Consider the following 24,474-nt stretch of genomic DNA (forward strand, 5'->3'; position numbering starts at 1 on the left):
ATCCCTCCGCGGCCAAGAAAAAGGCGCCGCCGGTCCGAGGACCGACGGCGCCAGTGCAGGGTGATTGTCTGCGGTTAGAAGTTGAAGCGGGCGACTGCCGAGAGGCGGCGGTCGTTCATGTACCAGCCACGCGGCACTTCCTTGATCCCGCCGCCGATCGCCGTGATCACGGCGTTGGTGCGCGTGACCTCGTTGGTCAGATTCGAGCCCTGGACGCCCAGCTTGATGTTTGGCGTGATCGCGAAGAACAGCGAAGCATCGAGCTGGCCGGTGGCCTTGTTGATGATCGGATCGAACGGCGTGATCACATCGCGGACCGTAAGCAGGAAGTCGGAGCGCCACGAATAAGTGACACGCGCCGAGATCGGGCCCCAATCGAAGAACGGCGTGATGTTCACCTGGTGACGCGACAGCCCCTGTAGCGGCAGCAGCGAAGTGTCGACCGTCGTCACGCGGCCGGCGGCCACGTCCGGATCGGTTTCCGACAGCGTCGACTGCGGCACGCCCGACGAGTCCACATAAGTGTAGTTCGCCTGGAGCCCCAGGCCCTTCAGCGGCCCCGGCAGGAAGTCGTAAGTCTGCTGATAGCTGACTTCGAAGCCCTTGATCTTGCCGACCTTCGTCGCGTTGGTCGGGGTGGTCACGAGTGCCTCGAACGTCGCGCCATTGTTGGTGAAGCTCTGGCGGACCGTGTCGTTGGTCAGCACGCCATGGAGCTCCTTGTAGAAGCCCGAAATGGTCAGCTGGCCGACGCTCGAGAAATACCATTCCGCCGTAAGGTCGAAGTTATCGGCCTCGGTGGGCCGCAGGTACGGGTTACCCGCGGTCAGCGAGCCCTGCAGCCTGAAGCTGTTCGCGATCGGCGTACCAGCGGCATCGGTATTCTGCACCACACCCAGATTGACGGGGAAATAGTTGCGGATGAAGCCGGTCTGGGGAGGCGAGACGCCCTTGAAATAGGCTGCGCGGAACTGAAGCCCGCCGCCCACTTCGAACTTCACGTTCACGCTTGGTAACCAATAATCGTAACGCAGCTTGGCTTGCGACGCGACGGTTGCACCGTTGATATAGTTGCGGGCCGCGGTGCGCGTTGCGAGGTTGAACGTGCAGAAGGGCGATGGCGTCTGGCCCACGGGGACGGGCGTCAGACAGACGGTCTCGGTCGGGAATGCAGTCGTGTTGTTGAACGACTGGAAGCCGCTCGAGGTGCGGTCCGTTCGCGTGAAGCGCAGCCCGACATTGCCGCTCAGCCGCAGTCCGCCGCCGAATTCGCTGTCGAAGCGTGCCATCGCATAAGCCGAGTAATTCTGCTCGCGGATCGGATTGATCTCGTCGGGCAGGAACGGCGTTCCGGCCACGACGCCGCAACGATTGGCGAGCGCATTCCAGCCGGTGTTGATCGTCCGGCCATCTGAAGCGCAGGTCGTCGTCCCCTGCCATTCGCGAGCGATCTGACCGACATAATCGACCATCTGGTCATAATTGGCGACGGTGTTGCCCGCATAGAACAGACGGCCTGCGCCGATCGGGTTCGTAACGGTGTTGCGGAAGAAGTTGGGGAAGGCGAAGGCTTCGTAGCGGGTCGGCACGGTGCCCTGGGTATGGCCATTGGCATTGTTGCCATCGACCGGGGTGTCAAACCAGATCGGGCCGTTATTGCCCCATTGCTCCGAAAGCACGCCCCAATTGTAGCGCGAGAAGCGCGAAGTCTGGTCGCGATCCGCATAGCGCACGCCGGTGCGGATGGCCTTGAGGAAATTCGAGTCCGGGAAGGAATATTCCAGATCGATGCGGGCCGCGTCCGAATTGCCGGTGCTGCGCTCGATATGGTCCATCGCGGCGCGATAGAAGCTGTTGAACGGATCGACGAAGCTGGTGTGACCCGCGCCGTAATAGTTCGGCATGTTCTGATTGGGATTGTTGACGTCGCCACTGGCACGGCAATCCTGATCGGTGCCGGGAGGATCCTGCGAGTTCGCCGCGGGGCCGCTGCAGACCTGCGGCGGCAGGAAGGCGACGGTCGGGAAATCATCGCCGTTCAGGCGCAGCGAAGCGTTCTGATAGGTCGATGCCCAGACTGTATTGTCGACCAGATCGGTGCTCGAATCGACATGCTGATAGTCGAACACCACGCCGAGCCGATCGCTGGCATCCCATTTGAAGTTGAAGCCGTAATCGTCGGTGACGAGCTTTTGCTCCTGATCGCGGCGGATGTTGTTCGATTGCAGGCCGAGCATTGGCACGCGCGGCGTGATGCCGGCGGGCTGCTGGTTCTGATCGCCGCGCCAGCCGGTCGGGCCGGTGATGGTGCCGCTGGTGAACATCCCGTCGCTGCCAAAGGCGAGCGTAGTGCCGGGAACGCGGCGCGAATCACCGTTGGCCGAGACGTTATCGGTGGTGATTTCAAGCGTGCGCTCGGTCCAGGCCTGGCGCGCGTCCGAGCGCAGGAACTGGAAGACGGCTTCCATCGAGCCATCGTTGCTGCGCCACTGCGCGGCGGCGGCATAACCGTAACGCTGGCGGTCGAACTCCTGCGTCCCGACCACGGCGCCGCGGGGGAAATAGACCTGGCCCGCGGCAGTCGCGCCCGGATTCTGCACCACATCGCCATCCGAATAAAGCGTGCGGATGCGGAAGCTCGAGAGCTGGAAGCGGTCCGAACGGGTCTTCAACTGCGAATAGGAGGCGTTGGCGAGCAGGCCGAATTCACCGATGCCGGTTTCCCAGCGGTTGCTGACGAGGAACGATGCGGTCGGCGCCCACTTCTTGACGAAGTCGCCATAGTTCGCCTCGACCGAGCCCGCGACGACCAGGCCCTTGCCGTCGAACGGCTTGCGGGTGCGCAGGTTGACGACACCGGCGATGCCGCCCTCGATGCGATCGGCCGATGGCGACTTGAACACGTCGACGCCGCCCAGCATTTCCGAAGGCACGTCGGCGAAGCTGAGCGAGCGGCCGTTATTGGCGGTGAACGCCTCGCGGCCGTTAAACTCCGAGCGGATATAGGTAAGGCCGCGGACGGTGACGCCCGAGCCCTCGGCAGTGAAGTGATCGGGATCGACGCCGGCGGCGAAGCGATTGATCGACACGCCGGGAATGCGCTGGAGCGCCTCGGTCACCGAACGATCGGGAAGGGCACTGATGTCCTCGGCGGTCACCGAGTCAACGATCACGTCCGAATTCTTCTTGAGTGCCTGCGCGCTCTGCAGCGAGGCGCGATAGCCCTGAACGATGACTTCTTCGCCCTCGTCCTGTGCCGCCTGGCCGGCTGCCGGAGCATCCTGTGCCCAGGCGGGCGCGGCAACGGCGAAGCACGCCACGGCCGCGGCGGAAACGCCGGCCCGGAGCATTCCGGTACGTACCCTGCCAGCGTTGTCAGCTGTCTGAATTGCATAGAGCTTGCGCATCAAGCCGTCCTCCCCTTGGTTATGTTAGCGCTATCACTTTGTAGCGTCGTTTTATCTGCGTAGAACTTAAATGAGGTTCCTCCAAAAGATCAAGCCGTGCGTGAAACAAATTGGAAAACTCCTGATTTTGTGGCGGATTTGCAACGGTTCTGGCGTCTCAGGCCCGTGCGGACCGGCACCTTCGGCGCGGTTTTGCGCCAGAATCATGCGCTGGGTGCGATTGACCGTTGCGCTTGGGGAGCGCTAACATTTGGGCCAGGGAGAGGGGCATGACCCTATGTTGGTAAAGCGCGTGCTGGTGGTCGGCGGGGGAACGGCCGGCTGGATGACGGCGGCTGCGCTGTCGAACAAATTCGGTGATTCGCCGCTCGAGATTCGCCTGATCGAATCGGTTGAAATCGGCACCGTCGGGGTGGGCGAGGCGACCGTGCCGCACATCCGCCACTACAACGCGACGCTTGGCTTCGACGAGGCCGATTTCATGGCCCGCACCAAGGGCACCTTCAAGCTTGGCATCGAATTCGTGAACTGGGGGCGAATCGGCGATTCGTACATCCATCCGTTTGGGGTGTTCGGCCAGGATTTCGGCGGTGTGCCCTTCCACCAGCATTGGCTCCGGATGCGCGACAATCCCGGTACGCCGGCGTTCGAGGAATTCTCGCTGCCGATCCAGGCGGCGCGGCGGGGGCGCTTCCACCATCCCAATGACGACCCCGCATCGCTGCTCAACACCTTCAACTATGCCTATCAGTTCGACGCGAGCCTCTACGCCAAATTCCTCCGCGAATATTCGGAAGCGCGCGGCGCCATCCGACAGGAGGGCAAGGTGGTCGACGTCACGCTCAACAGCGAGACCGGCTTTGTCGAGGCAGTGACGCTCGACAGCGGCGAACGCATCGAGGCCGATCTGTTCGTCGATTGCTCGGGGTTTCGCGGGCTGCTGATCGAGCAGACGCTCAAGACCGGATATGAGGAATGGACGCACTGGCTGCCGTGCGACCGGGCGATTGCGATTCCCTGCCCAAATGACGGTCCTCCGCTGCCGCTGACGCGCTCGACGGCGCAGCAATCGGGCTGGGTGTGGAAGATCCCGCTCCAGCACCGCTGCGGCAACGGCCATGTCTATTCGAGCAATTTCATCTCCGACGACGACGCGCTCGACGTGCTGCTCGGTGCCATCGCCGCGCCGCCGCTTGCCGATCCCAACAAACTTCGCTTCGTCACCGGCAAGCGCAAGAAGCAATGGGTCGGCAATGTCGTGGCCATCGGGCTGGCCTCGGGCTTTCTCGAGCCGCTCGAATCGACCAGCATCCACTTGATCCAGCTCGCCATCGGCCGGTTGCTCGATTTCTTCCCGACCGGGGCATGGGACCCGCTCGACCCCGAGGAATTCAATCGCGTGATGGTGCTCGAATATGAGCGCGTCCGCGACTTCCTGATCCTCCACTACAACGCCACCCAGCGCGACGATTCGGACTTCTGGAATTACTGCCGGACGATGGATCTGCCGGATTCGCTGGAATACAAGATCGAGTTGTTCCGCGAGCGTGGCGTGGTCGTGAATTATCGCGACGGCATGTTCCTCGAGCCGAGCTGGCTGGCGGTCTATCTCGGGCAGAATGTTCTGCCGCGGGCGCATGATCCGCTGTCCTCGCGGCTTTCCGACAGCGATCTGATCGAGGCGATGGCCGCGCTGCGCACGCGCTACGCAGCGGCGGCGGAGGCGATGCCGAGCCATGACGCGCTGCTCGCCGGCCTGGCGGCGGCGGCCTGAACATGACGGCGATCCGGCGCATCGTGATCCTGGGCGGCGGCGTGGCCGGTTGGATGAGCGCGCTCGGCCTGTCGCGCGCGCTTAAGGGCAGCGGTATCGCGATTGACCTCGTCGAGACCGGCGGGCCGGACCACAGCATCGGCCCGTTCGGCGCGGGGGAGACGGCACTTCCCGCCTTTCACGACTTCCTTGGCGATCACGGCATCGACGAGGAGGCACTGCTCCGCGCCGCCCGGGGCACCTTTGCGCTGGGCGCGGCATTTGTGGGTTGGGCCGGCGCGCAAACGGGCTGGTTCTTCCCCTTTGGCGATGTCGGCGCGGGGATGGGTACGGTGGCATTCCCGGCGCTGGTCGCGCGGTTGCGCAGCGCCGGACATTTCGTGCGCCCGACCGATTTCTCGCTGGCGGCAGTGGCGGCGGCAGCGGGTCGATTTGGGCGCCCGAGCGAGGATCGCCGTTCGGTGCTTTCGAGCTATGGCTATGGGCTGAACCTCGACAAGGTCGGGCTTGCGAACGCCTGCCGCGGGCTCGCCATCGGAGTTACGCATCACGAAGCGCCGTTCGCGGGCGCGGTCCGCTCCGACAATGGCCACGTCGCTGCGCTCGAACTCCAAGGCGGCGCGCAGGTCGCGGGCGACCTGTTCCTCGATTGCTCGGGTCCAGCGGCATTGCTTAGCGAAGGTCATGGCTTCGAGAGCTGGGCGCAGTGGCTTGACTGCGACCGGGTGGTCGAGCGATCCAGCGCGCAGGATGGCGTGCCGCCTCCTTATGCCCATGCCGGGGCGCATGCCGCAGGATGGCTGCGCAGCGTGCCGCTGATCGGCGGGCCGAGTGAGGCGATGATTTACGCCTCCGCGCATCAAGCTGACGCCGCTGAGGCAATACCGTTCGAGCAAGGGCGGCGCGAGCGTGTTTGGCAGGGCAATGTCGTTGCAATCGGCGCTGCTGCCGCGGTGATCGAGCCGCTTTACGGGCACAACCTCCAACTGGTCTGCAATGCGATCCGCCGCCTGATCGCGCTTTTTCCGACGCGGGCCGCGGGGGTCGAGGCGCTGGAATATAACCGCATCACTGCGGAGGAAGCCGACCGCGTCCGCGACTTCGTCATCGCGCATTACAAGACCAATAGCCGCACCGGCGAGCCCTTCTGGGATCATGCCCGCGCCATGCCGGTGCCCGAAGCGCTGCAATATAAGCTCGACCTCTATGCCAGCCGCGGCCGCATGCCGATATATGACGAGGAATTGTTCGACCGCGCGGAGTGGATCGCGGCGCTGGACGGTCAGGGGCTGCATCCCCGCCGCTACGATGCACTCGCCGATACGTTTCCCGAGACCGCGATCATCCAGCATATCACTCGGCTGCGCGAAGTGATCGTCGAAGCCGCCAAGGCGATGCCCAATCATGGCGCGACACTCGCGCAGATCGGCGCATCCGCATGACTGCGCCGCGGCCGATCCGCAGCATCGTCATCGTCGGCGGGGGCACGGCAGGCTGGATGGCCGCAGCCGCCTTTTCACGTCTGATCCGCACCGGCGTGAAGGTCACCCTGGTTGAATCCGACGCGATCGGCACGGTCGGCGTCGGCGAGGCGACCATCCCCCCGATCCGCAACTTCAACGGGCTGCTCGGGATCGACGAGAACGAATTCATCGCCAAGACCCAGGGCACGCTCAAGCTCGGTATCGATTTCCAGGGCTGGACCCGCGAGGGCGACCGCTATTTCCATCCGTTCGGCGAGTTCGGTTTCGATATCGAAGGCGTCAAGTTCCACCAGTTCTGGCGCAAGCTGCGCGAGAGCGGGCAGGCGGCCGACATTGGCGAGTATAATCTCTGCGCGATGGCGATGAAGCTCGGTCGCTATCAGACGCCGTCGCCCGATCCCGCATCGATTCTGTCGCGCATGGCCTATGCCTATCAGTTCGATGCGTCGCTCTATGCGGCGTTCCTGCGCGACTATGCCGAGAAGCGCGGCGTCGTCCGTCTCGAAGGCAAGGTGGTCGACGTGCCGCTGCGCGGCGAGGACGGGCATATCGAGGCAGTTTTGCTCGAAGGCGAGCGGCGGATCGAGGGCGAGCTATTCATCGATTGCACCGGCTTCCGGGCGCTGCTGATCGAGCAGACATTGGGGGCAGGCTGGGAAAGCTGGGCGCACTGGCTGCAATGCGATCGCGCGATGGCGGTGCCCTGCGAGTCCGTGCCCGAAGGCACGATCACGCCGTACACTCGCTGCACTGCGCGCACCGCGGGCTGGCAATGGCGCATCCCGCTCCAGCACCGGATGGGCAATGGCTATGTTTATTGCAGCAATGACATTTCGGACGACGCTGCGCGCGAAACGCTGCTCGCCAATCTTGACGGCAGGCCCTTGCGCGATCCCTTCATTCTCAAGTTCGAAGCGGGGCGCCGCAAACTCGCCTGGCACAAGAACTGCGTTGCGCTAGGGCTGTCCTCGGGCTTCCTAGAGCCGCTCGAATCGACCAGCATCCACTTGATCCAGACCGGCATCTCGAAGCTGATGGCGCTGCTTCCCGATGCGGGCTTTTCGCCGGTGGAGCGCGACGAATATAACCGGCTGACCGACATGCAGATGGAGCAGGTCCGCGACTTCATCATCCTTCATTATCATGCGAACGAGCGCCAGGATGGCGACCTCTGGCGCCGCGTCCGCGAGATGGAGATCCCAGAGACGCTCAGCCGCAAGCTCGATCTGTTCCGCGGCCGCGGCCGCTTCTTCCGCTATGAGGACGAGCTTTTCGCCGAATCCTCATGGATCGCAGTGATGCTGGGGCAGGGGGTGATGCCCGCGGGCTGGGACCCGCTCGCCGATGCGATGGATCCCGGCCAGGTCCGCCAGACGCTTGATCGCATCAAGATGCTTTTCGCGCAGACTGCGCAATCCATGCCGCGCCATGAAGAATGGCTCGCGCGCAATGCACCCGCCCGGAGAATGGCATGACCGACAGGAGAATCCGCAGCATCGTCATCGTCGGCGGGGGCACCGCCGGCTGGATGGCGGCGGCGACGCTCTCACGCATCCTCACCACCGATTATGCCAGCATCACGCTGATCGAATCCGACGAGATCGGCACGATCGGCGTGGGCGAGGCCACCATCCCGCAAATGGCGACCTTCAATCGCATGCTCGGGCTGGACGAAGACCAGTTCATGCGCGAGACCCAGGGCACCTTCAAGCTCGGCATCAAATTCATCGACTGGGCGCGCAAGGGTCACACTTATTATCACCCATTTGGCAAATATGGCCTCGATATGAAGGGTGTTTCGTTCCACGCCTTCTTCCAGCGGCTTCACCAGATGGGCGAAGCGCCCGATATCGACGATTGGTCGCTTCAGGCAACCGCGTCGCGTGACAATCGCTTCATGCGCGCGATCGAAGCGGGCAATTCGCCGCTCAGCGAGATCCCCTACGCATTTCATTTCGACGCGGGGCTCTATGCGCGTTTTCTGCGCAAATTCTCCGAGAATCTCGGGGTAGTGCGGCAGGAGGGCAAGATCGTCGAGGTGAAGCTGCGCGGCGAGGACGGCTTCGTCCAGTCGGTCGTGCTGCAGGACGGCAGCGAAGTAGAGGGCGATCTGTTCGTCGATTGCTCGGGCTTCCGCGGGCTGATCATCGAGCAGACGCTCAAGTCCGGCTATACCGACTGGTCCAAATATCTGCCGTGCAACCGTGCGATCGCAGTGCCCTGCGAAAGCGTGGACGAATGGACGCCCTATACCCAATCGACTGCGCATACCGCCGGTTGGCAATGGCGCATCCCGCTCCAGCATCGCATCGGCAACGGTCATGTCTTCTGCTCCGAATTCATGAGCGACGACGAGGCGACCGGCATCCTGCTCGCCAATCTCGACGGCAAGCCGCTGGCCGACCCGCGCGTCGTTCCCTTCACGACCGGGCACCGCAACAAGCTGTGGGTAAAGAACTGCGTCGCGCTGGGCCTTTCGGGCGGTTTCATCGAGCCGCTCGAATCGACGGCGATCTGGCTGGTGCAATCGGGCCTGTCGCGCTTCCTGACGATGTTCCCCGACCGCGATTTCAATCAGGCCGATATCGACCGTTACAATCGGATCATGACCACCGACTATGAGGAAATCCGCGACTTCATCGTGCTTCACTATAACGCCACCGAACGCGATGATTCGCCCTTCTGGGATTATTGCCGCAACATGGAAGTGCCCGAGCGACTCGCGGAAAAGATGCGGGTCTATCGCTCGCACGGTCGCTGCTTCCGCGAGAATGAAGAGCTGTTCAACGATACCAGCTGGTTCGCAGTGATGCACGGCCAGCTGATGAAGGCCCAGTCCTATGACCCCGTCGCCGATATCATGAGTTTGGACGAGACCCGATCGCGGCTTGCGCACATCAAGGAAGCGATCGCCAATTCGGCCGACTACATGCCCAAGCACAAGGCGTTCGTCCGCGAACATTGCGCGGCATCATGAAGCTGCTTCTCGCCCTGAGCCTGTTCATCGCAGCCCCCGCGCTGGCGCAACAGCCCGCCCAGTTCAACTGGTTCGAATATCAGGGCGCGGACCCGATCGACGCGGTCCCCCTCAAGCCAGACGAGTACCGCAACCCGATCCTGCGCGGCTTCTATCCCGATCCTTCGGTCACGCGCGTCGGGGACGATTTCTATCTGGTCACTTCGACCTTCAGCTATTTCCCCGGCATTCCGGTGTTCCGCAGCAAGGATTTGGTCAATTGGACCCAGATCGGCAACGCGATCGATCGCCCGAGCCAGCTCGACTTCAAGCAGCTCGGTCTGTCGCGAGGGGTCTTCGCTCCCACGATCCAGGCCAAAAACGGCATCTTCTACATCCTCAACACCTGCGTCGATTGCGGCGGCAATTTCGTGATCACGGCAAAGAATCCCGCCGGGCCGTGGTCCGATCCGGTGTGGCTGCCGGCGTTGGAGGGCGGGATCGATCCTTCGCTGTTCTTCGACACGAACGGCCGCACCTGGATCCTCAATAACGGCCCGCCCGAGGGTCAGCCGCAATATGAGGGCCACCGCGCGATCTGGATCCAGGAGTTCGATCTCAAGACCCTCAAGTCGTTCGGCCCGCGCACCGTGTTGGTCAATGGGGGCGTCGATTTCGCCAAGAAGCCGATCTGGATCGAAGGACCGCACATTTTCCAGAAGGACGGTTGGTATTATCTGAGCTGCGCCGAAGGCGGCACCGCGGAGGGGCATAGCCAGGTCACCCTGCGCTCGAAGAGCGTCACCGGTCCGTTCCTGCCCAATCCGAACAACCCGGTGCTCACCCAGCGTGACCTGCCGATGGATCGCGATCATCGCATCACCTCGGCGGGCCACGCCCAGCTTGTGACCACGCCGGACGGCAAATGGTGGGCCACTTTCCTCGCAGTGCGGCCCTATGCAGGCGATTTTTACACCACCGGGCGGGAGACTTTCCTGCTGCCGGTCGAGTGGAAAGACGGCTGGCCGGTGATCACGCGCGCTGGCCAGGCAATCCCCGTAACGCACGCGCGGCCGCAACTCCCGCTCGGCCCCAGACCGCCCATACCAACCAGCGGCGCTTTCACGGTGCGCGACCAGTTCGGCGACAAGCCCTTGCCGCCTTACTGGATGATGCTGCGCAACCCGCGCTCGGACTGGTACGCAATCGACAAATACGGCCTAAGCCTCACGCCGCGTCCCGTTGGGCTCGGCGACAATGCCAATCCGTCCTTCCTCGCCCGCCGGCAGCAGCACATCAATGCGACCGCGACCACCAGCATGTTCTTCGCGGCGCGAGGCGAGGGTGATCGCGCCGGGCTCGTGGCCTTCCAGAACGACGATTGCTGGTTCTTCCTCGGGCTCAAGCGCGTGGGCGGCAAGGTCGTGGTCACGGTCGATCAACGCGACGGACCCACGCAGCCGCGGCTGGGTAGAACCCTGTTCGCCGTCGAGGATCCGCGCATTCATAGCGGTCCGCTGTACCTGCGCATCGCCGTCGAGCAGAACCGCTACACGTTCAGCTACGGCCGCCCGCATCCGGCGCGCAATCGCCGTCCCGAAATCTGGACCACGCTCGGCACCATTCAGTCCGACAGCCTCACCACCAGGACCGCTGGCGGTTTCGTCGGCTCGGTCTTCGGCCTCTTCGCCGCAACGGGAGAATAGACATGCGCCTGATGCTTCTCGCCGCGCCCCTGCTTGTCAGCGCTGTCATCCCGCCGCCGCTGCCGGTCCATCTCAACCAGCTCGGCTTCGAGCCGGGCGATGCCAAGGTGGCGATCGTCCAGGGCTCGGACGTGCCGCTCGACTGGAAATTGGTCGATGCCGCGGGCAAGACGCTGCTGAGCGGCAAGGCCAGCCTTTACGGCGACGACCCCGCTTCGGGCGCGAAGCACGTCCAGCGCGTCGATTTCAGTGCGTATAACGGCGAGGGGCAAGGCCTCCGCCTGATCGTCGCGGGCTCCGAGAGCGCCCCCTTCGCGATCCGCCGCAACCTGTATGCGCCACTCGCCAAGGATGCGCTGGCCTTCTTCTATCACCAGCGCGCGGGCGTGCCGATCGAGGCGCGCTTCGTCGGCGAGAGATGGGCGCGCCCCGCGGGCCATGCGAAGGAAGTCGCCAAATGCTTCGCGGGCGCCGACGAGCGCAAGCTTGTCTGGAAGGGCTGCGACTATAGCCTCGACGTGACCGGCGGCTGGTATGACGCGGGGGATCACGGCAAATATGTCGTCAATGGTGGCATCTCGCTGTGGACGCTGCTCAATGCCTATGAGCGCCGCCCCAATGCCTTTGCCGACAAGTCGCTCAAGATCCCCGAGGCCGGCAACGGCACCAGCGACTTGCTCGACGAAGCGCGCTTCGAGATGGAGTGGATGCTGCGGATGCAGGTGCCCGCGGGCAAGCGGCTGAGCGTTCCCGCCGGGCCCTTCAAACCCGCCGAGGCAGGGCAGCCGCAATGGATGCGCACCCCGCCCGCATTCGCCGAGATTGATGCAGGCGGGATGGCGCACCAGAAGGTCGCCGACGGCAACTGGACGATGCTGCCGATGCCGCCGCAGAACGATCCCGAAGAGCGGCTTCTCTATCCCCCCACTACCGGCGCGACGCTCAATCTGGCCGCGACTGCGGCGCAATGTGCGCGGCTGTGGAAGCATGTGGACGACGCATTTGCTGCACGTTGTTTGAGTGCAGCAAAAAGCGCCTGGACCGCAGCAAAACGCAATCCCGAAATCTATGCGACCAACAGCTTCACCGGCAGCGGCGGCTATGGCGACAGCGACGTCTCGGACGAATTCTATTGGGCCGCGGCCGAGCTGCTCGCGACCACCGGCGAGGACGAATATGCCCAAGCAGTCCGGACCTCACGCCATTATGGCGCAGAGGTCCGCGAGCCCAGTTGGCCGGGCACCGCGAGCCTGGGAACCTTGCTGTTGGCGACGCGTCCCGCCATGCTTCCCGCGGCAGACGTGAAGCGCCTGCAGGCATCGGTGGTCGCCGCCGCCGACCGCTTCCTCGCCGACGTAAAGGACAATGGCTATGCGATCCCTTACATCGCCAAGGATTACCCTTGGGGCTCCAATTCGAGCCTGCTCAACCGCGCAATGATCCTCGCGACTGCACACGATCTGACGGGCGATACGAAGTACCGCGCTGGGGTCATCGCTGCGCTCGATTACGTGCTCGGCCGCAATCCGATGAACATATCGTACATCAGCGGATATGGGGCTCGCTCGCTGCAGAACCCGCACCACCGCTTCTGGGCGCACTCGCTGGATGGGAAGCTGCCGGGACCGCCTCCGGGCGTGCTCTCGGGCGGGCCGAACTCGACCAGCATGTCCGATGAGGTCGCAAAGAAGATGAAAGGCCAATGCGCCCCGCAAATGTGCTGGGCGGATGACATTCATGCCTTCGCGCTCAACGAAGTGGCGATCAACTGGAACGCGCCATTATTCTGGGTCGCGGCTTGGGTGGATTCGGACTGAGCCATTTTCCTCCCTCGCGCAGCGGGGGAGGGGCCCACGAAGTGGTGGAGGGGCCTAGCCGCAGGCAATATCGTTTGCGGCCACGCCCCCTCCGTCAGCTTAGCTGCCACCTCCCCCGCTGAAGCGAGGGAGGAAAGAAGCGCTCACTTCACCGTCAGCGTCGTGCTCTTCAGCTTCACCGAATCCGGCCCGGACGAGATCGTGAACGTCCCCGGCTCGACCACGCGCTTCATGTCGACATTCCAAAGCGACAGATCGCGCGGCGTCAGCTCGAACTGCACCGTCTTCTTCTCGCCCGGCGCCAGCGTCACGCGCTCGAAGCGCTTGAGCTCCTTCACCGGTCGCGTCACGCTCGCCAGATCGTCGCGCACGTAAAGCTGCACGACTTCGTCGCCCGCGCGCGTGCCGGTGTTGGTCACGTCCACGCTGACCTTGACGTTGTTGTATCGCCCGATCGTCGGGGTCGCGAGCACCGGGGCGGCCACGTCGAACGTCGTGTACGAAAGCCCATAGCCGAAGGGGAAGAGCGGGCTGGTTTCGGCGAACAGATAGCCGCGGCGCGCGCTCGGCTTGTGATTGTAGAACATCGGCAGCTGGCCGACATCGCGCGCGATCGTAACCGGCAGTTTGCCGCCCGGATTGGCCCGGCCGAACACCACATCGGCGACGGCGTTGCCGGTCTCCTGCCCGAGATACCAGCCCTCGATTACGGCCGGCGCGTTCTCGGCGAGATACTTGACCGCCAGCGGGCGCCCGTTGAGCAGCAGCACGACCACCGGCTTGCCCAATGCGAGCAGCTCCTTGGCGAGCTGGTTCTGCGGCCCGATCAGCTCCAATGAATTGCGGTCGCCCAGATGGTTGTCGGCCCATGCCTCGCGGCTCAATTGCTCGTTGTCACCGAGCACGAGGAAGATCACGTCGGCGTTCTTCGCGGTCTCGAGAGCTTCGGCACGCAGCTTGTCGTTGGTCGCATCGTCGACCAGTTCGACTGCGTCCTGTGCCCAGAGGCGGCTCTTGGTAAGCTTCACGCCCTCGGCAAAATCGACTTCGAACCTGCCCTTGCCCTCGGCCTTCATGCCCTCGAGCACGCTCACCACGTGGCGCGGAATGTCCGAATAGCCGCCGATCGGGGTGTCGTTCGCATGCGTACCGATCACTGCCATCCGCTTGATCTTGCTCGCGTCGAGCGGAAGCAGCCCGCCCTGATTCTTGAGCAGCACCATTGCCTGCCGCGCGGCTTCGCGGGCGAGCGCGATCGCGTCGGGCGTCTCGGTCTTCCGCGCCGCGGCCTTGGCATCGACATAGGGGTTTTCGAACAGCCCGGCGTTGAACTTGAGTTTGAGGATGCGGCGCACAGATTCGTCGATTTGCGCAACGTCCACCCGGCCTTCGCGGACCAACTGCGGGAGCAGCGCATAGGCCTCGCCGTCCGGCGTTTCGAAATCGACCGTGGCATCGAGCGCGCGCACTGCGGCATCGCCCAGATTGTCGAACAGATGGTGCCGCGTGTTGAGCTCGCGGATCGCGAAATAATCGCTCAGCACCACGCCCTTGAAGCCCCATTCCTTGCGCAGAACATCATGGAGCAGCCAGCGATTGGCGTGGCTGGGGATGCCGTCGATCTCGTTATACGAAGGCATCACCGACATCACCGGAAGCTCGGTCACTGCGCGCTCGAACGGCGGGAAGAAATTCTCGCGCAGGGTACGCTCGGAAACGGTGGCGGGGCCGATATTGGTGCCGCTCTCGGGCGCGCCGTGGCCGGTCATGTGCTTGAGCGTGACATAGACCTTGTCGGGCGCAAGCGGCAGTGTCGTGCCCTGGAAACCGCGGATCGCTGCGAGGCCCATCTCGCCGACCAGATACGGGTCCTCGCCATAGGTTTCCTCGATCCGGCCCCAGCGCGGATCGCGGGCGATATCTACCACTGGCGCCAGCGCGAGGTTCGCGCCGCGCGCGCGCATTTCGCGAGCTGCGACCGAGAATATCTTCTCCTGCAGTTTGGGATTCCAGGTGCTCGCAAGCGCTATCGCCTGGGGGAAGCTAGTCGCGCCGGGGGCGACATAGCCGTGCAGCGCTTCCTCATGCATGATCAGCGGGATGCCGAGCCGGGTCTTTTCGACCGCCCATTTCTGCGCGGCGTTGATGTAGCGCGCAGTGTCCTCGGGCCCGCGATTGATCGTCCCCGCGGCAGCGCCTGCCGCCGGGCCTTCGGTGACCGAGCGGCGGTCATAGGGGCGCGAAATCTGGCCCAGTCCATTGGGGAAATTCTGGCTCGCCTTCGCCGCGTCGAATTCGCCCGCAGGCGTCTGGATCTTCTCCTTGGCAAGCCAGATCGCGACCATCTGCTGGACCTTCTCCTCCAGGGTCATCCGCTTGAGCAGATCCTCGACGCGCGCATCGATCGGCTGGGCGGCATCCCTGTAGAGCGGCTTGTCAGCCTTGCTCGACTGGGCAAAGGCGGGGGCTGCGGCGATCGGAGTGAGCGCCGTGGCGGCCAGCGCAGTGAGCGCGATCATCGGCAAGCGGCGGAAGTCCGTCATTTTTCTCTCCTGATGCGCAGCGCTCAAGCGCCATCTCGCGAATTGTGGTAGCGCTATCAACTATAGATCGGCCGCGCTCGCGGTCAACCGTAACGGCCATGTTACGGGATTGCATTCGTAACATCGCGCTTCTATCCCAGCGCGGTGAAGACAGTCGCATGAGCAGGCCCAGCCGCAGAAGCCGGGGCACCGTAACCGTTCAGGACGTGGCGCGCGCCGCCGGCGTATCGGCGATGACCGTGTCGCGCGTCGTCAATGGCGGCGCCAATGTCCGCGAGACCACGCGCACCGCGGTGCTGGAGGCGATCGCCAAGCTCAATTACTCGCCGAACAGCGCCGCGCGCAGCCTGGCCGCGGGCGACGCGACCCAGATCGGGCTGCTCTATGCCAACCCGTCGGCCGCCTATCTTTCGCAGTTCCTGATCGGCGCGCTCGCGGCGGCTCGCCGCGCCGGCTGCCATCTCGTGCTCGAATCGTGCGAGAGCGAGCGGGCAGAGGAACAGGCCGAAGCAACGCGCGCCTTTGCCTCCACCAATGTGGAAGGGGTGATCCTGCCGCCGCCGCTTTCCGAAGCGGCACCAGTGCGTGCGGAACTCGAATCAGCGGGCATTCCCTGGGTGTCGGTGGCGATGGGCCTGCCGCCCGAATGCAGCCTCAACGTGCGGATCGACGATTTCGGTGCCGCCGCGGCGATGACCGAGCATCTGCTGGGGCTGGGTCACAAGCGCATCGGCTTCATCCGCGGCAATCCCAACCAGACTTCGAGCGCCGAGCGCTATCGTGGCTTCGTCGCCGCGCTTAGCGATGCCGGGCTCGACGTCAACGACATGCCGGTCGAGCAGGGCTATTTCACGTTCCGCTCAGGCATCGTCGCCACCGAGCGGCTGCTCGACCGCGCCGATCCGCCGACGGCGATCTTCGCCTCGAACGACGACATGGCGGCGGCCGCAGTCGGGGTCGCGCATCGCCGCGGCCTGCATGTGCCGCAGGATTTGAGCATTGTCGGTTTCGACGATACTTCGCTTGCCACCACGATCTGGCCCGAGCTCACCACGGTGCGCCAGCCGATCGCTGCGATGGCCGAGGCTGCGCTCAACCTGCTGCTCGCCCGCGTGCGCGAGCGGCGCGGGGCGGGGGGCGAAAAGCTCGAGGAACAAGTGCTCGATCACGAGCTCATTGCGCGCGAATCCTCCGGGCCGCCGCCGGGCAAGCCGGCCTCGCCCAAGACTTCTGCGCGGCGCTGACAAGCGCGCTTGCATTTCGCCCGCGACCGGGCCACCGTTACCGCTAACACGCCCCAATAAAAGGGCGCAGGAGAGGGGAAGATCATGAATCAATCGGCGGAGAGGACGAATTTCGGCCTCGTCTTCGCCATCGTCGCGGTGGCGACGATCGGCGGCTTGCTATTCGGCTATGACAGCGGCGCAGTGAACGGCACCCAGCCGGGCTTGACCGCGGCGTTCGGCCTTGACGATGCCAGCCTCGGGTTCACGGTCGGCTCGCTGCTGATCGGCTGCGTTATCGGCGCCTCGCTCGCCGGCGTCCTTGCCGACGCGATGGGCCGCCGCAACGTCATGCGGATTGCTGCCGTGCTCTTCCTCGGCGGCGCGCTGGTCCAGGGCTTCGCCCACGATCACACGATCTTCGTCATCGCCCGGATCATCGGCGGCATGGCAGTCGGCGCGGCGTCGGTGCTCTCGCCCGCCTATATCTCCGAAGTCGCCCCCGCCAACATTCGCGGACGGATGACCACGGTGCAGCAGGTGATGATCATTACCGGGCTCACCGCGGCGTTCCTAGTCAATTACTATGTCACTTCGGTGGCCGGGGTTTCGACCAACAAGGTCTGGGGCGATATCGAGGCATGGCGCTGGATGTATCTGATGCAGGCAGTGCCGGCGGCAGTGTTCCTCATCGCCTTGTTCTTCATCCCAGAGAGCCCGCGCTATCTGGTTTCGAAGGGCCGCAACGAGGAAGCCAACCGGGTTCTTACCAATCTGTTCGGCGCCACCGCCGCCGCCGCCAAGGTCGCCGAGATCCAGGCGAGCTTCTCCAACGATCACCGTCCGCGCCTGAGCGACGTGCTGACTCCTGCTGGCGGCCGTGGCTTCCTGGGTGTCCGCAAGATCGTCTGGGTCGGAATCATGCTGGCGGTGTTCCAGCAGCTCGTCGGCATCAACGTGATCTTCTATTACGGCGCGACCCTGTGGCAGGCAGCCGGCTTCAGCGAACAGGATTCGCTGATGATCAACATCGTCTCGGGTGCCGTATCGATTGCGGCGTGCTTCGTGACGATCGCCGTGATCGACAAGATCGGCCGCAAGCCGCTGCTGCTGATCGGCTCGGTCGGCATGGCGGCATCGCTGCTGGCGATGGTCTATGCGTTCAGCCAGGGCGGCCTCGTCGACGGCAAGCTCGTCCTCTCGCCCGACACCGGCCAGATCGCTGTTTGGGCTGCCAACATCTACGTGATCTTCTTCAACGTCAGCTGGGGCCCGGTGATGTGGGTGATGCTGGGCGAGATGTTCCCGAACCAGATTCGCGGCTCGGCACTTGCGGTTGCGGGCTTCTTCCAGTGGACCGCAAACTACGCCATCGCGCAGGCCTTCCCGATCATGCTCGCATCGATCGGCCTTGCCGCCAGCTACAGCTTCTATGCGGTGTGCGCAGTGATCAGCTTCTTCCTGGTCGCCAAGTTCGTCCACGAGACCAAGGGCAAGGAACTGGAAGCAATGGAGGGCTAACGCCTTTCGATCCTCCCCGGCACGGGGAGGGGGACCAGCCAAAGGCTGGTGGAGGGGGCTCTCCACCAGCCGATTCCCCAATGGAGAGCCCCCTCCGCCACCGCTTCGCGGCGGTCCCCCTCCCCGTGCCGGGGAGGATAGAGGACAAAAATGACCCGCACGCCCGCACGCCCGTTCCGCTCGCGCGAATGGTTCGCCGCTCCCGGCCGCAGCGATATGGCGGCGCTCTATCTCGAGCGCTTCATGAACTACGGCATCACGCCGGAGGAGCTCCAGTGCGGCAAGCCGATCATCGGCATCGCGCAATCGGGCAGCGACATCGCCCCGTGCAACCGCATCCACCTCGAGACGGTAAAGCGAGCGCGCGAGGGCGTGATTGCCGCGGGCGGAATTCCGATGGAATTCCCGCTCCACCCCATCTTCGAGAATTGCCGCCGGCCGACCGCGGCGCTCGACCGCAATCTCGCTTATCTCGGGCTGGTGGAGATCCTCAACGGCTATCCGATCGACGCGGTGATCCTGACCACCGGCTGCGACAAGACCACGCCTTCGTCGCTGATGGCGGCATCCACCGTCGATATCCCGGCGATCGTCCTCTCGGGCGGCCCGATGCTCGATGGCTGGCACGAAGGCGAGCTCGTCGGATCGGGCACCGTCATCTGGCGCTCGCGCCGCAAGATGGCGGCGGGCGAGATCGACGAGGCCGAATTCCTCCGCCGCGCTACGGACAGCGCGCCTTCGGCGGGACATTGCAACACCATGGGCACCGCCTCGACGATGAACTCGATCGCGGAGGGACTGGGCATGTCGCTACCCGGCTGCGCGATGATCCCGGCGCCGTACCGCGAGCGTGGCCAGATGGCCTATGAGACCGGCAAGCGCATTGTCGAGATGGCTTATGAGGATCTGCGGCCTTCGAAGATCCTGACGCGCCAGTCGTTCCTCAACGCGATCAACCTGCTTACCGCGATCGGCGGCTCGACCAATGCCCAGCCGCACCTCATCGCCATGGCTGCGCATGCCGGGATCGAGATCACTCCGGCCGACTGGATGCAGGGCTATGACCTGCCGCTGGTGGTCAACATGCAGCCGGCGGGCAAATATCTTTCCGAGCGTTTCCACCGCGCCGGCGGCATCCCTGCCGTGCTGACGGAGATGATCACCGCCGGCCATATCGACGGCAGCGTGATGACCTGCACCGGCAAGACCCTCGCCGAGAATGTCGCGGGCCGCCACGCGACCGACCGCGACGTCATCTACCCCTATGATCAGCCGATGATGGAAAAGGCCGGCTTCCTGGTCCTGTCGGGCAATTTGTTCGATCAGGCGATCATGAAGACCAGCGTGATCTCCCCCGATTTCCGCGCCCGCTACCTCTCGAAGCCCGGCCAGGAGGGCATATTCGAAGGCCGAGCCATCGTCTTCGACGGATCGGACGACTATCACCATCGCATCAATGATCCCGCGCTGGCGATTGACCAGGATTGCATCCTCGTCATCCGCGGCTCGGGTCCGCTCGGCTGGCCCGGCTCGGCGGAAGTCGTCAACATGCAGCCGCCGGATCACTTGATCCAGGCCGGCATCATGAGCCTGCCGACGCTGGGCGACGGTCGCCAGTCGGGCACGTCGGACAGTCCCTCGATCCTCAACGCTTCGCCCGAAAGCGCCGCGGGCGGTGGCCTCGCTTGGCTGCACACCGGCGACATCGTCCGCATCGACTTGAACGCCGGCACCTGCAACGCGCTGGTCGAGGCGGACGAGATTCAGCGCCGCAAGGGCGAACCAGCCCCGCCGATTCCCGAAAGCCAGACGCCCTGGGAGGAGCTGTACCGCGCGAAGACCAACCAACTCGGCCAGGGCGGCGTGCTCGAATTCGCGCTCAAATATCGCAAGACCAGCGAGAAGGTCCCGCGCCACAATCATTGACCCGCAAAAACACTTGCGCGTGTATTATTGATATATATCACTAACTCTCTGGGCGTTGGGGGGAAGTGATGTGCGCATGACTGGATTGGCGGCATTTTTGGTAACGGCGGTCTGCGCCGCGCAGCCAGCTTGTGCGCAGACGCCGCCTGCATTGACCGCAGCGCAGTGGCGCGAGGATTTGCGCTTCATGGCTGCCGAAATGCGAACGCGGCACGTGAATCTCTATCATACGGTCAGCCGCGAAGCGTTCGATGCCGCGGTGGCCGATCTCGACGCGCAGATCCCCACGCTCGCGCGCAATCAGATCATTGTCGGCATGATGCGCATCGCTGCATTGGTGGGAGACGGCCATAGCCGCGTCGAACCGCGCAAGGACAAGGCATTCGCCTTTCCCTCGCTACCGGTGAAGCTCTATTGTTTGAGGATGGTGTCTTCGTCCGCGCCGCGCGGCCTGAACAGGCGGCATTGCTCGGCGCGCAGATCGAGGCAATCGGCGGCGTCCCGCTCGATGAAGCGATCCGCCGGGTCAGCGCGCTCGCGCCGCGAGACAACGAGATCGGCGTGAAGCTGTACGTGCCGCTCTATCTGGCGATGCCCGATATCCTCCAGGCACTCGGCCTCGCGACAGCGCGCGACGCGGCAGTGCTGACGCTGCGCAAGGGCAGCCGCCGCTGGACGGTTACGCTTCCGGCAGCCGGCGTCGATCCGGTCTGGCCCGCCGACACCGATATCTCGCTGGTTACGCCAGAGGGCTGGGTGGATGCGCGCAGCGCGGCCGAGCCTTTATGGCTGCAGGCGCCGCTCGATCAGCATCGTCTTGTCGACCTCCCCGAAGCCCATGCGCTCTATGCGCAGCTCAACATGGTCGCGAATACCGACACCGAAACGCTCGACGACTATGGCGCGAAGATCCGCGCCCGTGCCGAAGCCACCAATCCGCGCTCGGTGATCCTCGATCTGCGGCTCAATCAGGGCGGCAATGGCGATCTGCGCAACGGGTTGGTTCGCGAGCTGATCAAGACCGAGGATGCGGATACGCGCCTGTACGTGCTTACTGCACGCGGCACTTTCTCGGCCAGCCAGTTCATCCTCGACGATCTTTCCCGGCTGAGCGGCGCCGTCATCGTTGGCGAACCCGCGGGCTCGAAACCGAGTTCGTACGGCGATTCCTATCGCACGCCGCTCCCCAATAGCGGAATCACCGTGCGCACTTCGATCCGCTGGTGGCAATCGGGGCAGAACCGCGACCCTTATACTTGGGTGGATGTCGCAGCGCCGCTGCGGTTCACCGATTATCTCGCGGGACGCGACCCCGCGCTGGCTGCCGCGCTCGCCTATGCGCCGGAGCAACCGCTTGCCGAGAGGCTCGACGTTGCAGGCAAGTCGGGCGGCGCAAAGGCTGTCGCAGCGGCGATCCAGGCCTATCGCAGCGATCCGCGGCGCGCCTATGCCGATCAATATTCGGCACTGCTCGAAGCTGCCCAGCGGACCAGTCCGGAGACAGGGCTGGTGGTAGCGCAGGCGGCGACGGCGGCCTTCCCGCAAAAGTCCGATGCCTGGCTGGTTCTGGCCTTCCTGTCCGAAGCGGCCGGCCGGAAGGAGGAAGCGCTGGCCGCGGCGCGCAAGGCGCTCGCGCTCGATCCAAACAGCCGCCAGGCGCGGAGCCTGGCGGAACGGCTCGGCTGAAGTGACAGCATGGGGGCGGGCGCGTAGGAATGTGCAGTGACCGCGCATCCTCTCGATAATCCCGTCTGGCACGCACTGACGACACGCCAGTCCTATCTTGCCTCGGGCGAGGGCGGGGCGCTGCGCTACCGCGGGGATCACGCGATCTTCGCTGCCGCGGAGGACTACCGAGCGGACGCGCTGGGGTCGTTAATCCGCGAACAGGGGCCGTCGATCCTGTTGCAGGCCGCGGTCTCTGACGTGCCGGGCACGCGTGTCGAGAAATCCGCGGTGGGGGTCCAGATGGTTGCGGAGGCCGTCATTCTGCCCGATCCGCTCCCCGATTTCCTCGAACTTGGCGACGCCGAGGCGCCCGAGATGCTCGCGCTCGCCACGCTGACCGAGCCAGGTCCATTCTTCAGCCGGACCCATTGTCTCGGCGGCTTTGTCGGCATCCGGCGCGAAGGACGGCTGATCGCGATGGCGGGCGAGCGGATGAAGCTGATCGGCTACACCGAAGTCAGCGGCGTCTGCACGCATCCCGATTTCCGCGGGCAAGGGCTGGCAGGCGCGCTGATGCGGATCGTCGCCGCACGCATTCTCGCCGCGGGCGAGACGCCTTTTCTCCATGCCTATGCCGACAATCACGGCGCAATCGCGCTCTACGAAAGCCTCGGCTTCCGCGTCCGGCGCGAGATGGCCGTGGCGTTGCTCGTGCCGGCTTGAGGCCCGCTTAGTCCGACGGTGTCAGATGCCTTCGCGGATCGTATTTCCCGGATGCCCGGCAACGCTGACTTCGAAGCGGAACAGGTCCCCGGCGCCCGGCATCGCGGCCTTCTGGTCCGCTGACAGATGTTTTGCCGCAGTCGTGGCATAGACCGTTTTCAGGTCCGGGCCGCCGAACGCGATCTTGGTAATGGCATCAACCGGGAACTTCACGATCTCGAGCAGCTCGCCCGCAGGCGAGTAGCGCCGCACCGCCGATCCGCCATATAGCCCGACCCAGAGACAGCCTTCGCTGTCGACCGTGGGGCCATCGGGATAGCCCTCGGCGCTCGGGATGCGCGCGAATTCGCGGCGGTTGGTCAAGCTGCCATCCTCATCGAAATCGCAGGCGAAGATCACGCCGCCCAGCGTATCGACATGATAGAGCGTCCGCCCGTCGGGGCTCACTGCCGGGCCGTTGGTGATCGAGACGAGGGGGCTCGATGCGACGCAGCTGCCATCCGCCGCCAGCCGGTAGATCGCCCCGGTCGGGGCCGCCTCGGCATCGTCCATCGTCCCGAACCATAGCCGCCCCGCGGGATCGACCGTGGCGTCGTTCAGCCGGTTGCCGGGCAGCGCCGGTTCCGGATCGACGATCGCCGTGAAGCTGCCGTCCGCCGGATCGAACCGCGCGAGGCCAGTCTTCAGCCCCGCGACAAAGCCGCCGCCTTCGATGGGCGCAACGAAGCCCACCTGATCGGGTGCACCCCAGCTGCGCCTATCGTCGCTCGCCGGATCGTAGCGGTGAACCTTGCGGCCCTTGATATCGACGAACCACAGCGCCGCATCGCGCGCGACCCAGACCGGTCCTTCGAGAAGCGGCGCTCCGAGCTGCCAGACGCTGACCGGCTCGGAAAGCTGGACCGGCATCAGCGCCAGCCCGCATCCACGAAGAATTCATGGCCGGTGATCAGCCGCGCATCGTCGCTGGCCAGGAACAGCGCCATTGCCGCGATATCGTCGGGCACCAGCCGGCCCTTGAGACATTGCGCACTGACGATCTCGGCCTCGCCCTCGGGCGTGTACCAGCGCTCTTGCCGCGGGGTCTTCACATTGCCCGGCACGATGCACACCGAGCGAATGCCGTGCGGCCCCAGCTCGCGCGCAAAGCTGCGCGTCAGCCCTTCGATCGCCGCCTTGGCGGTCTGATAAAGCGTCAGTTCTTCGAGCGCCAAATGCCAGGAGATCGAGCCGAGATTGACGATCACGCCGCTGCCCTTGGCTTTCATGCCGGGGATGACCGACTGTGCGCAGAAGAACAGGTGCTTGAGGTTGGTGTTAAGCCGGTTGTCCCAATATTCCTCGGTGACTTGCTCGATCGTATGGCGATCGTCGTTGGCGGCGTTGTTGATCAGCACATCGAAAGCGCCATTCTCGTCGATCATCCTGGCGATGTGCGCCTGCACGGCCTTGACGTCGGTCAGGTCGCAGCGCTGGAAACGGGGCGCGGATTGCCCGCCGCTCAGGCTTTCCACCAGTGCCTGCGAATCCTCCTCGGCGATATCGAAGAACGTCACGTCCGCACCCTGGCGGACGAACCCTTCGACCATGCCTGCGCCGATGCCGGAGCCGCCGCCCGTCACGAGCACGCGCTTGCCCTTCAGGCTAGGATAGACCGCGCGCTGGTCGCGGGTCTTGGTCTGGGTGGGATCGGCTTCAGACATGGAGAGAGAGTACCTTGGAAAGA

16 protein-coding genes are annotated in these 24,474 nt (G+C 64.4%); 11 read left to right on the plus strand and 5 right to left on the minus strand.

From position 1 onward, the window contains the following. Window positions 1-74: 74 nt before the first annotated feature. Window positions 75-3,350, minus strand: a complete 3,276-nt coding sequence (locus ACZZZM_RS09250) for a TonB-dependent receptor (protein ID WP_463594813.1) — start codon at window positions 3,348-3,350, stop codon at window positions 75-77. 334 nt (window positions 3,351-3,684) lie between these two features. On the opposite strand from ACZZZM_RS09250, the gene ACZZZM_RS09255 reads away from it, so the two are divergent. Genes ACZZZM_RS09255 through ACZZZM_RS09280 form a run of 6 tightly spaced genes read left to right on the plus strand, consistent with a single transcriptional unit; the run spans window position 3,685 to window position 13,144 of the window. Then, window positions 3,685-5,181, plus strand: a complete 1,497-nt coding sequence (locus ACZZZM_RS09255) for a tryptophan halogenase family protein (protein ID WP_463594814.1) — start codon at window positions 3,685-3,687, stop codon at window positions 5,179-5,181. A gap of 2 nt (window positions 5,182-5,183) precedes the next feature. Beyond that, window positions 5,184-6,623: a tryptophan halogenase family protein gene (locus ACZZZM_RS09260; protein WP_463594815.1), complete on the plus strand. Its 1,440-nt coding sequence runs from the start codon at window positions 5,184-5,186 to the stop codon at window positions 6,621-6,623. Continuing rightward, a complete protein-coding gene (locus ACZZZM_RS09265) occupies window positions 6,620-8,140 on the plus strand; it encodes a tryptophan halogenase family protein (protein ID WP_463594816.1) in 1,521 nt (506 codons plus the stop codon). Before ACZZZM_RS09260 ends, ACZZZM_RS09265 begins: the two co-directional genes overlap by 4 nt. Further along, window positions 8,137-9,642, plus strand: a complete 1,506-nt coding sequence (locus tag ACZZZM_RS09270) for a tryptophan halogenase family protein (protein WP_463594817.1) — start codon at window positions 8,137-8,139, stop codon at window positions 9,640-9,642. The genes ACZZZM_RS09265 and ACZZZM_RS09270 overlap by 4 nt, the downstream gene beginning before the upstream one ends. After that, a complete protein-coding gene (locus tag ACZZZM_RS09275; protein WP_463594818.1) occupies window positions 9,639-11,327 on the plus strand; it encodes a glycoside hydrolase family 43 protein in 1,689 nt (562 codons plus the stop codon). The genes ACZZZM_RS09270 and ACZZZM_RS09275 overlap by 4 nt, the downstream gene beginning before the upstream one ends. Before the next feature lie 2 nt (window positions 11,328-11,329). Continuing rightward, window positions 11,330-13,144: a glycoside hydrolase family 9 protein gene (locus ACZZZM_RS09280; protein WP_463594819.1), complete on the plus strand. Its 1,815-nt coding sequence runs from the start codon at window positions 11,330-11,332 to the stop codon at window positions 13,142-13,144. A 143-nt stretch (window positions 13,145-13,287) separates the two neighbouring features. On the opposite strand, the gene ACZZZM_RS09285 is transcribed toward ACZZZM_RS09280, so the two are convergent. Further along, window positions 13,288-15,687 (minus strand): glycoside hydrolase family 3 N-terminal domain-containing protein, encoded by a 2,400-nt coding sequence (locus ACZZZM_RS09285; RefSeq protein WP_463594820.1) that lies wholly within the window; start codon window positions 15,685-15,687, stop codon window positions 13,288-13,290. A 158-nt stretch (window positions 15,688-15,845) separates the two neighbouring features. On the opposite strand from ACZZZM_RS09285, the gene ACZZZM_RS09290 reads away from it, so the two are divergent. The 3 genes from ACZZZM_RS09290 (at window position 15,846) to ACZZZM_RS09300 (ending at window position 20,357) form a co-directional block, all read left to right on the plus strand. After that, complete coding sequence (locus ACZZZM_RS09290; protein ID WP_463594821.1) at window positions 15,846-16,931, plus strand: LacI family DNA-binding transcriptional regulator; 1,086 nt, start codon at window positions 15,846-15,848, stop codon at window positions 16,929-16,931. An 84-nt stretch (window positions 16,932-17,015) separates the two neighbouring features. After that, window positions 17,016-18,431: a sugar porter family MFS transporter gene (locus tag ACZZZM_RS09295; RefSeq protein WP_463594822.1), complete on the plus strand. Its 1,416-nt coding sequence runs from the start codon at window positions 17,016-17,018 to the stop codon at window positions 18,429-18,431. Between the two features lie 150 nt (window positions 18,432-18,581). After that, complete coding sequence (locus tag ACZZZM_RS09300; RefSeq protein WP_463594823.1) at window positions 18,582-20,357, plus strand: IlvD/Edd family dehydratase; 1,776 nt, start codon at window positions 18,582-18,584, stop codon at window positions 20,355-20,357. Window positions 20,358-20,397: 40 nt separating this feature from the next. Here ACZZZM_RS09300 and ACZZZM_RS09305 read toward each other — a convergent pair whose 3' ends face one another. Next, window positions 20,398-20,709: a hypothetical protein gene (locus tag ACZZZM_RS09305; protein WP_463594824.1), complete on the minus strand. Its 312-nt coding sequence runs from the start codon at window positions 20,707-20,709 to the stop codon at window positions 20,398-20,400. Window positions 20,710-20,771: 62 nt separating this feature from the next. Here ACZZZM_RS09305 and ACZZZM_RS09310 point away from each other — a divergent pair, with 62 nt between their 5' ends. Beyond that, window positions 20,772-22,043, plus strand: coding sequence for a hypothetical protein (locus tag ACZZZM_RS09310; RefSeq protein ID WP_463594825.1), 1,272 nt, complete (start codon window positions 20,772-20,774; stop codon window positions 22,041-22,043). Window positions 22,044-22,079: 36 nt separating this feature from the next. Further along, the gene (locus tag ACZZZM_RS09315) at window positions 22,080-22,748 is read left to right on the plus strand and encodes a GNAT family N-acetyltransferase (RefSeq protein WP_463594826.1); all 669 of its coding nucleotides are present in this window, start codon (window positions 22,080-22,082) and stop codon (window positions 22,746-22,748) included. A 21-nt stretch (window positions 22,749-22,769) separates the two neighbouring features. Here the strand turns inward: ACZZZM_RS09315 and ACZZZM_RS09320 are convergent, their stop codons facing one another. Then, entirely contained in the window at window positions 22,770-23,657 is an 888-nt protein-coding gene (locus ACZZZM_RS09320; RefSeq protein WP_463594827.1) for an SMP-30/gluconolactonase/LRE family protein, read from the minus strand. Next, window positions 23,657-24,451 (minus strand): SDR family NAD(P)-dependent oxidoreductase, encoded by a 795-nt coding sequence (locus tag ACZZZM_RS09325; protein WP_463594828.1) that lies wholly within the window; start codon window positions 24,449-24,451, stop codon window positions 23,657-23,659. The genes ACZZZM_RS09320 and ACZZZM_RS09325 overlap by 1 nt, the downstream gene beginning before the upstream one ends. Window positions 24,452-24,474 lie beyond the last annotated feature (23 nt).

Source organism: Sphingomonas sp. AC522 (genome assembly GCF_979258125.1).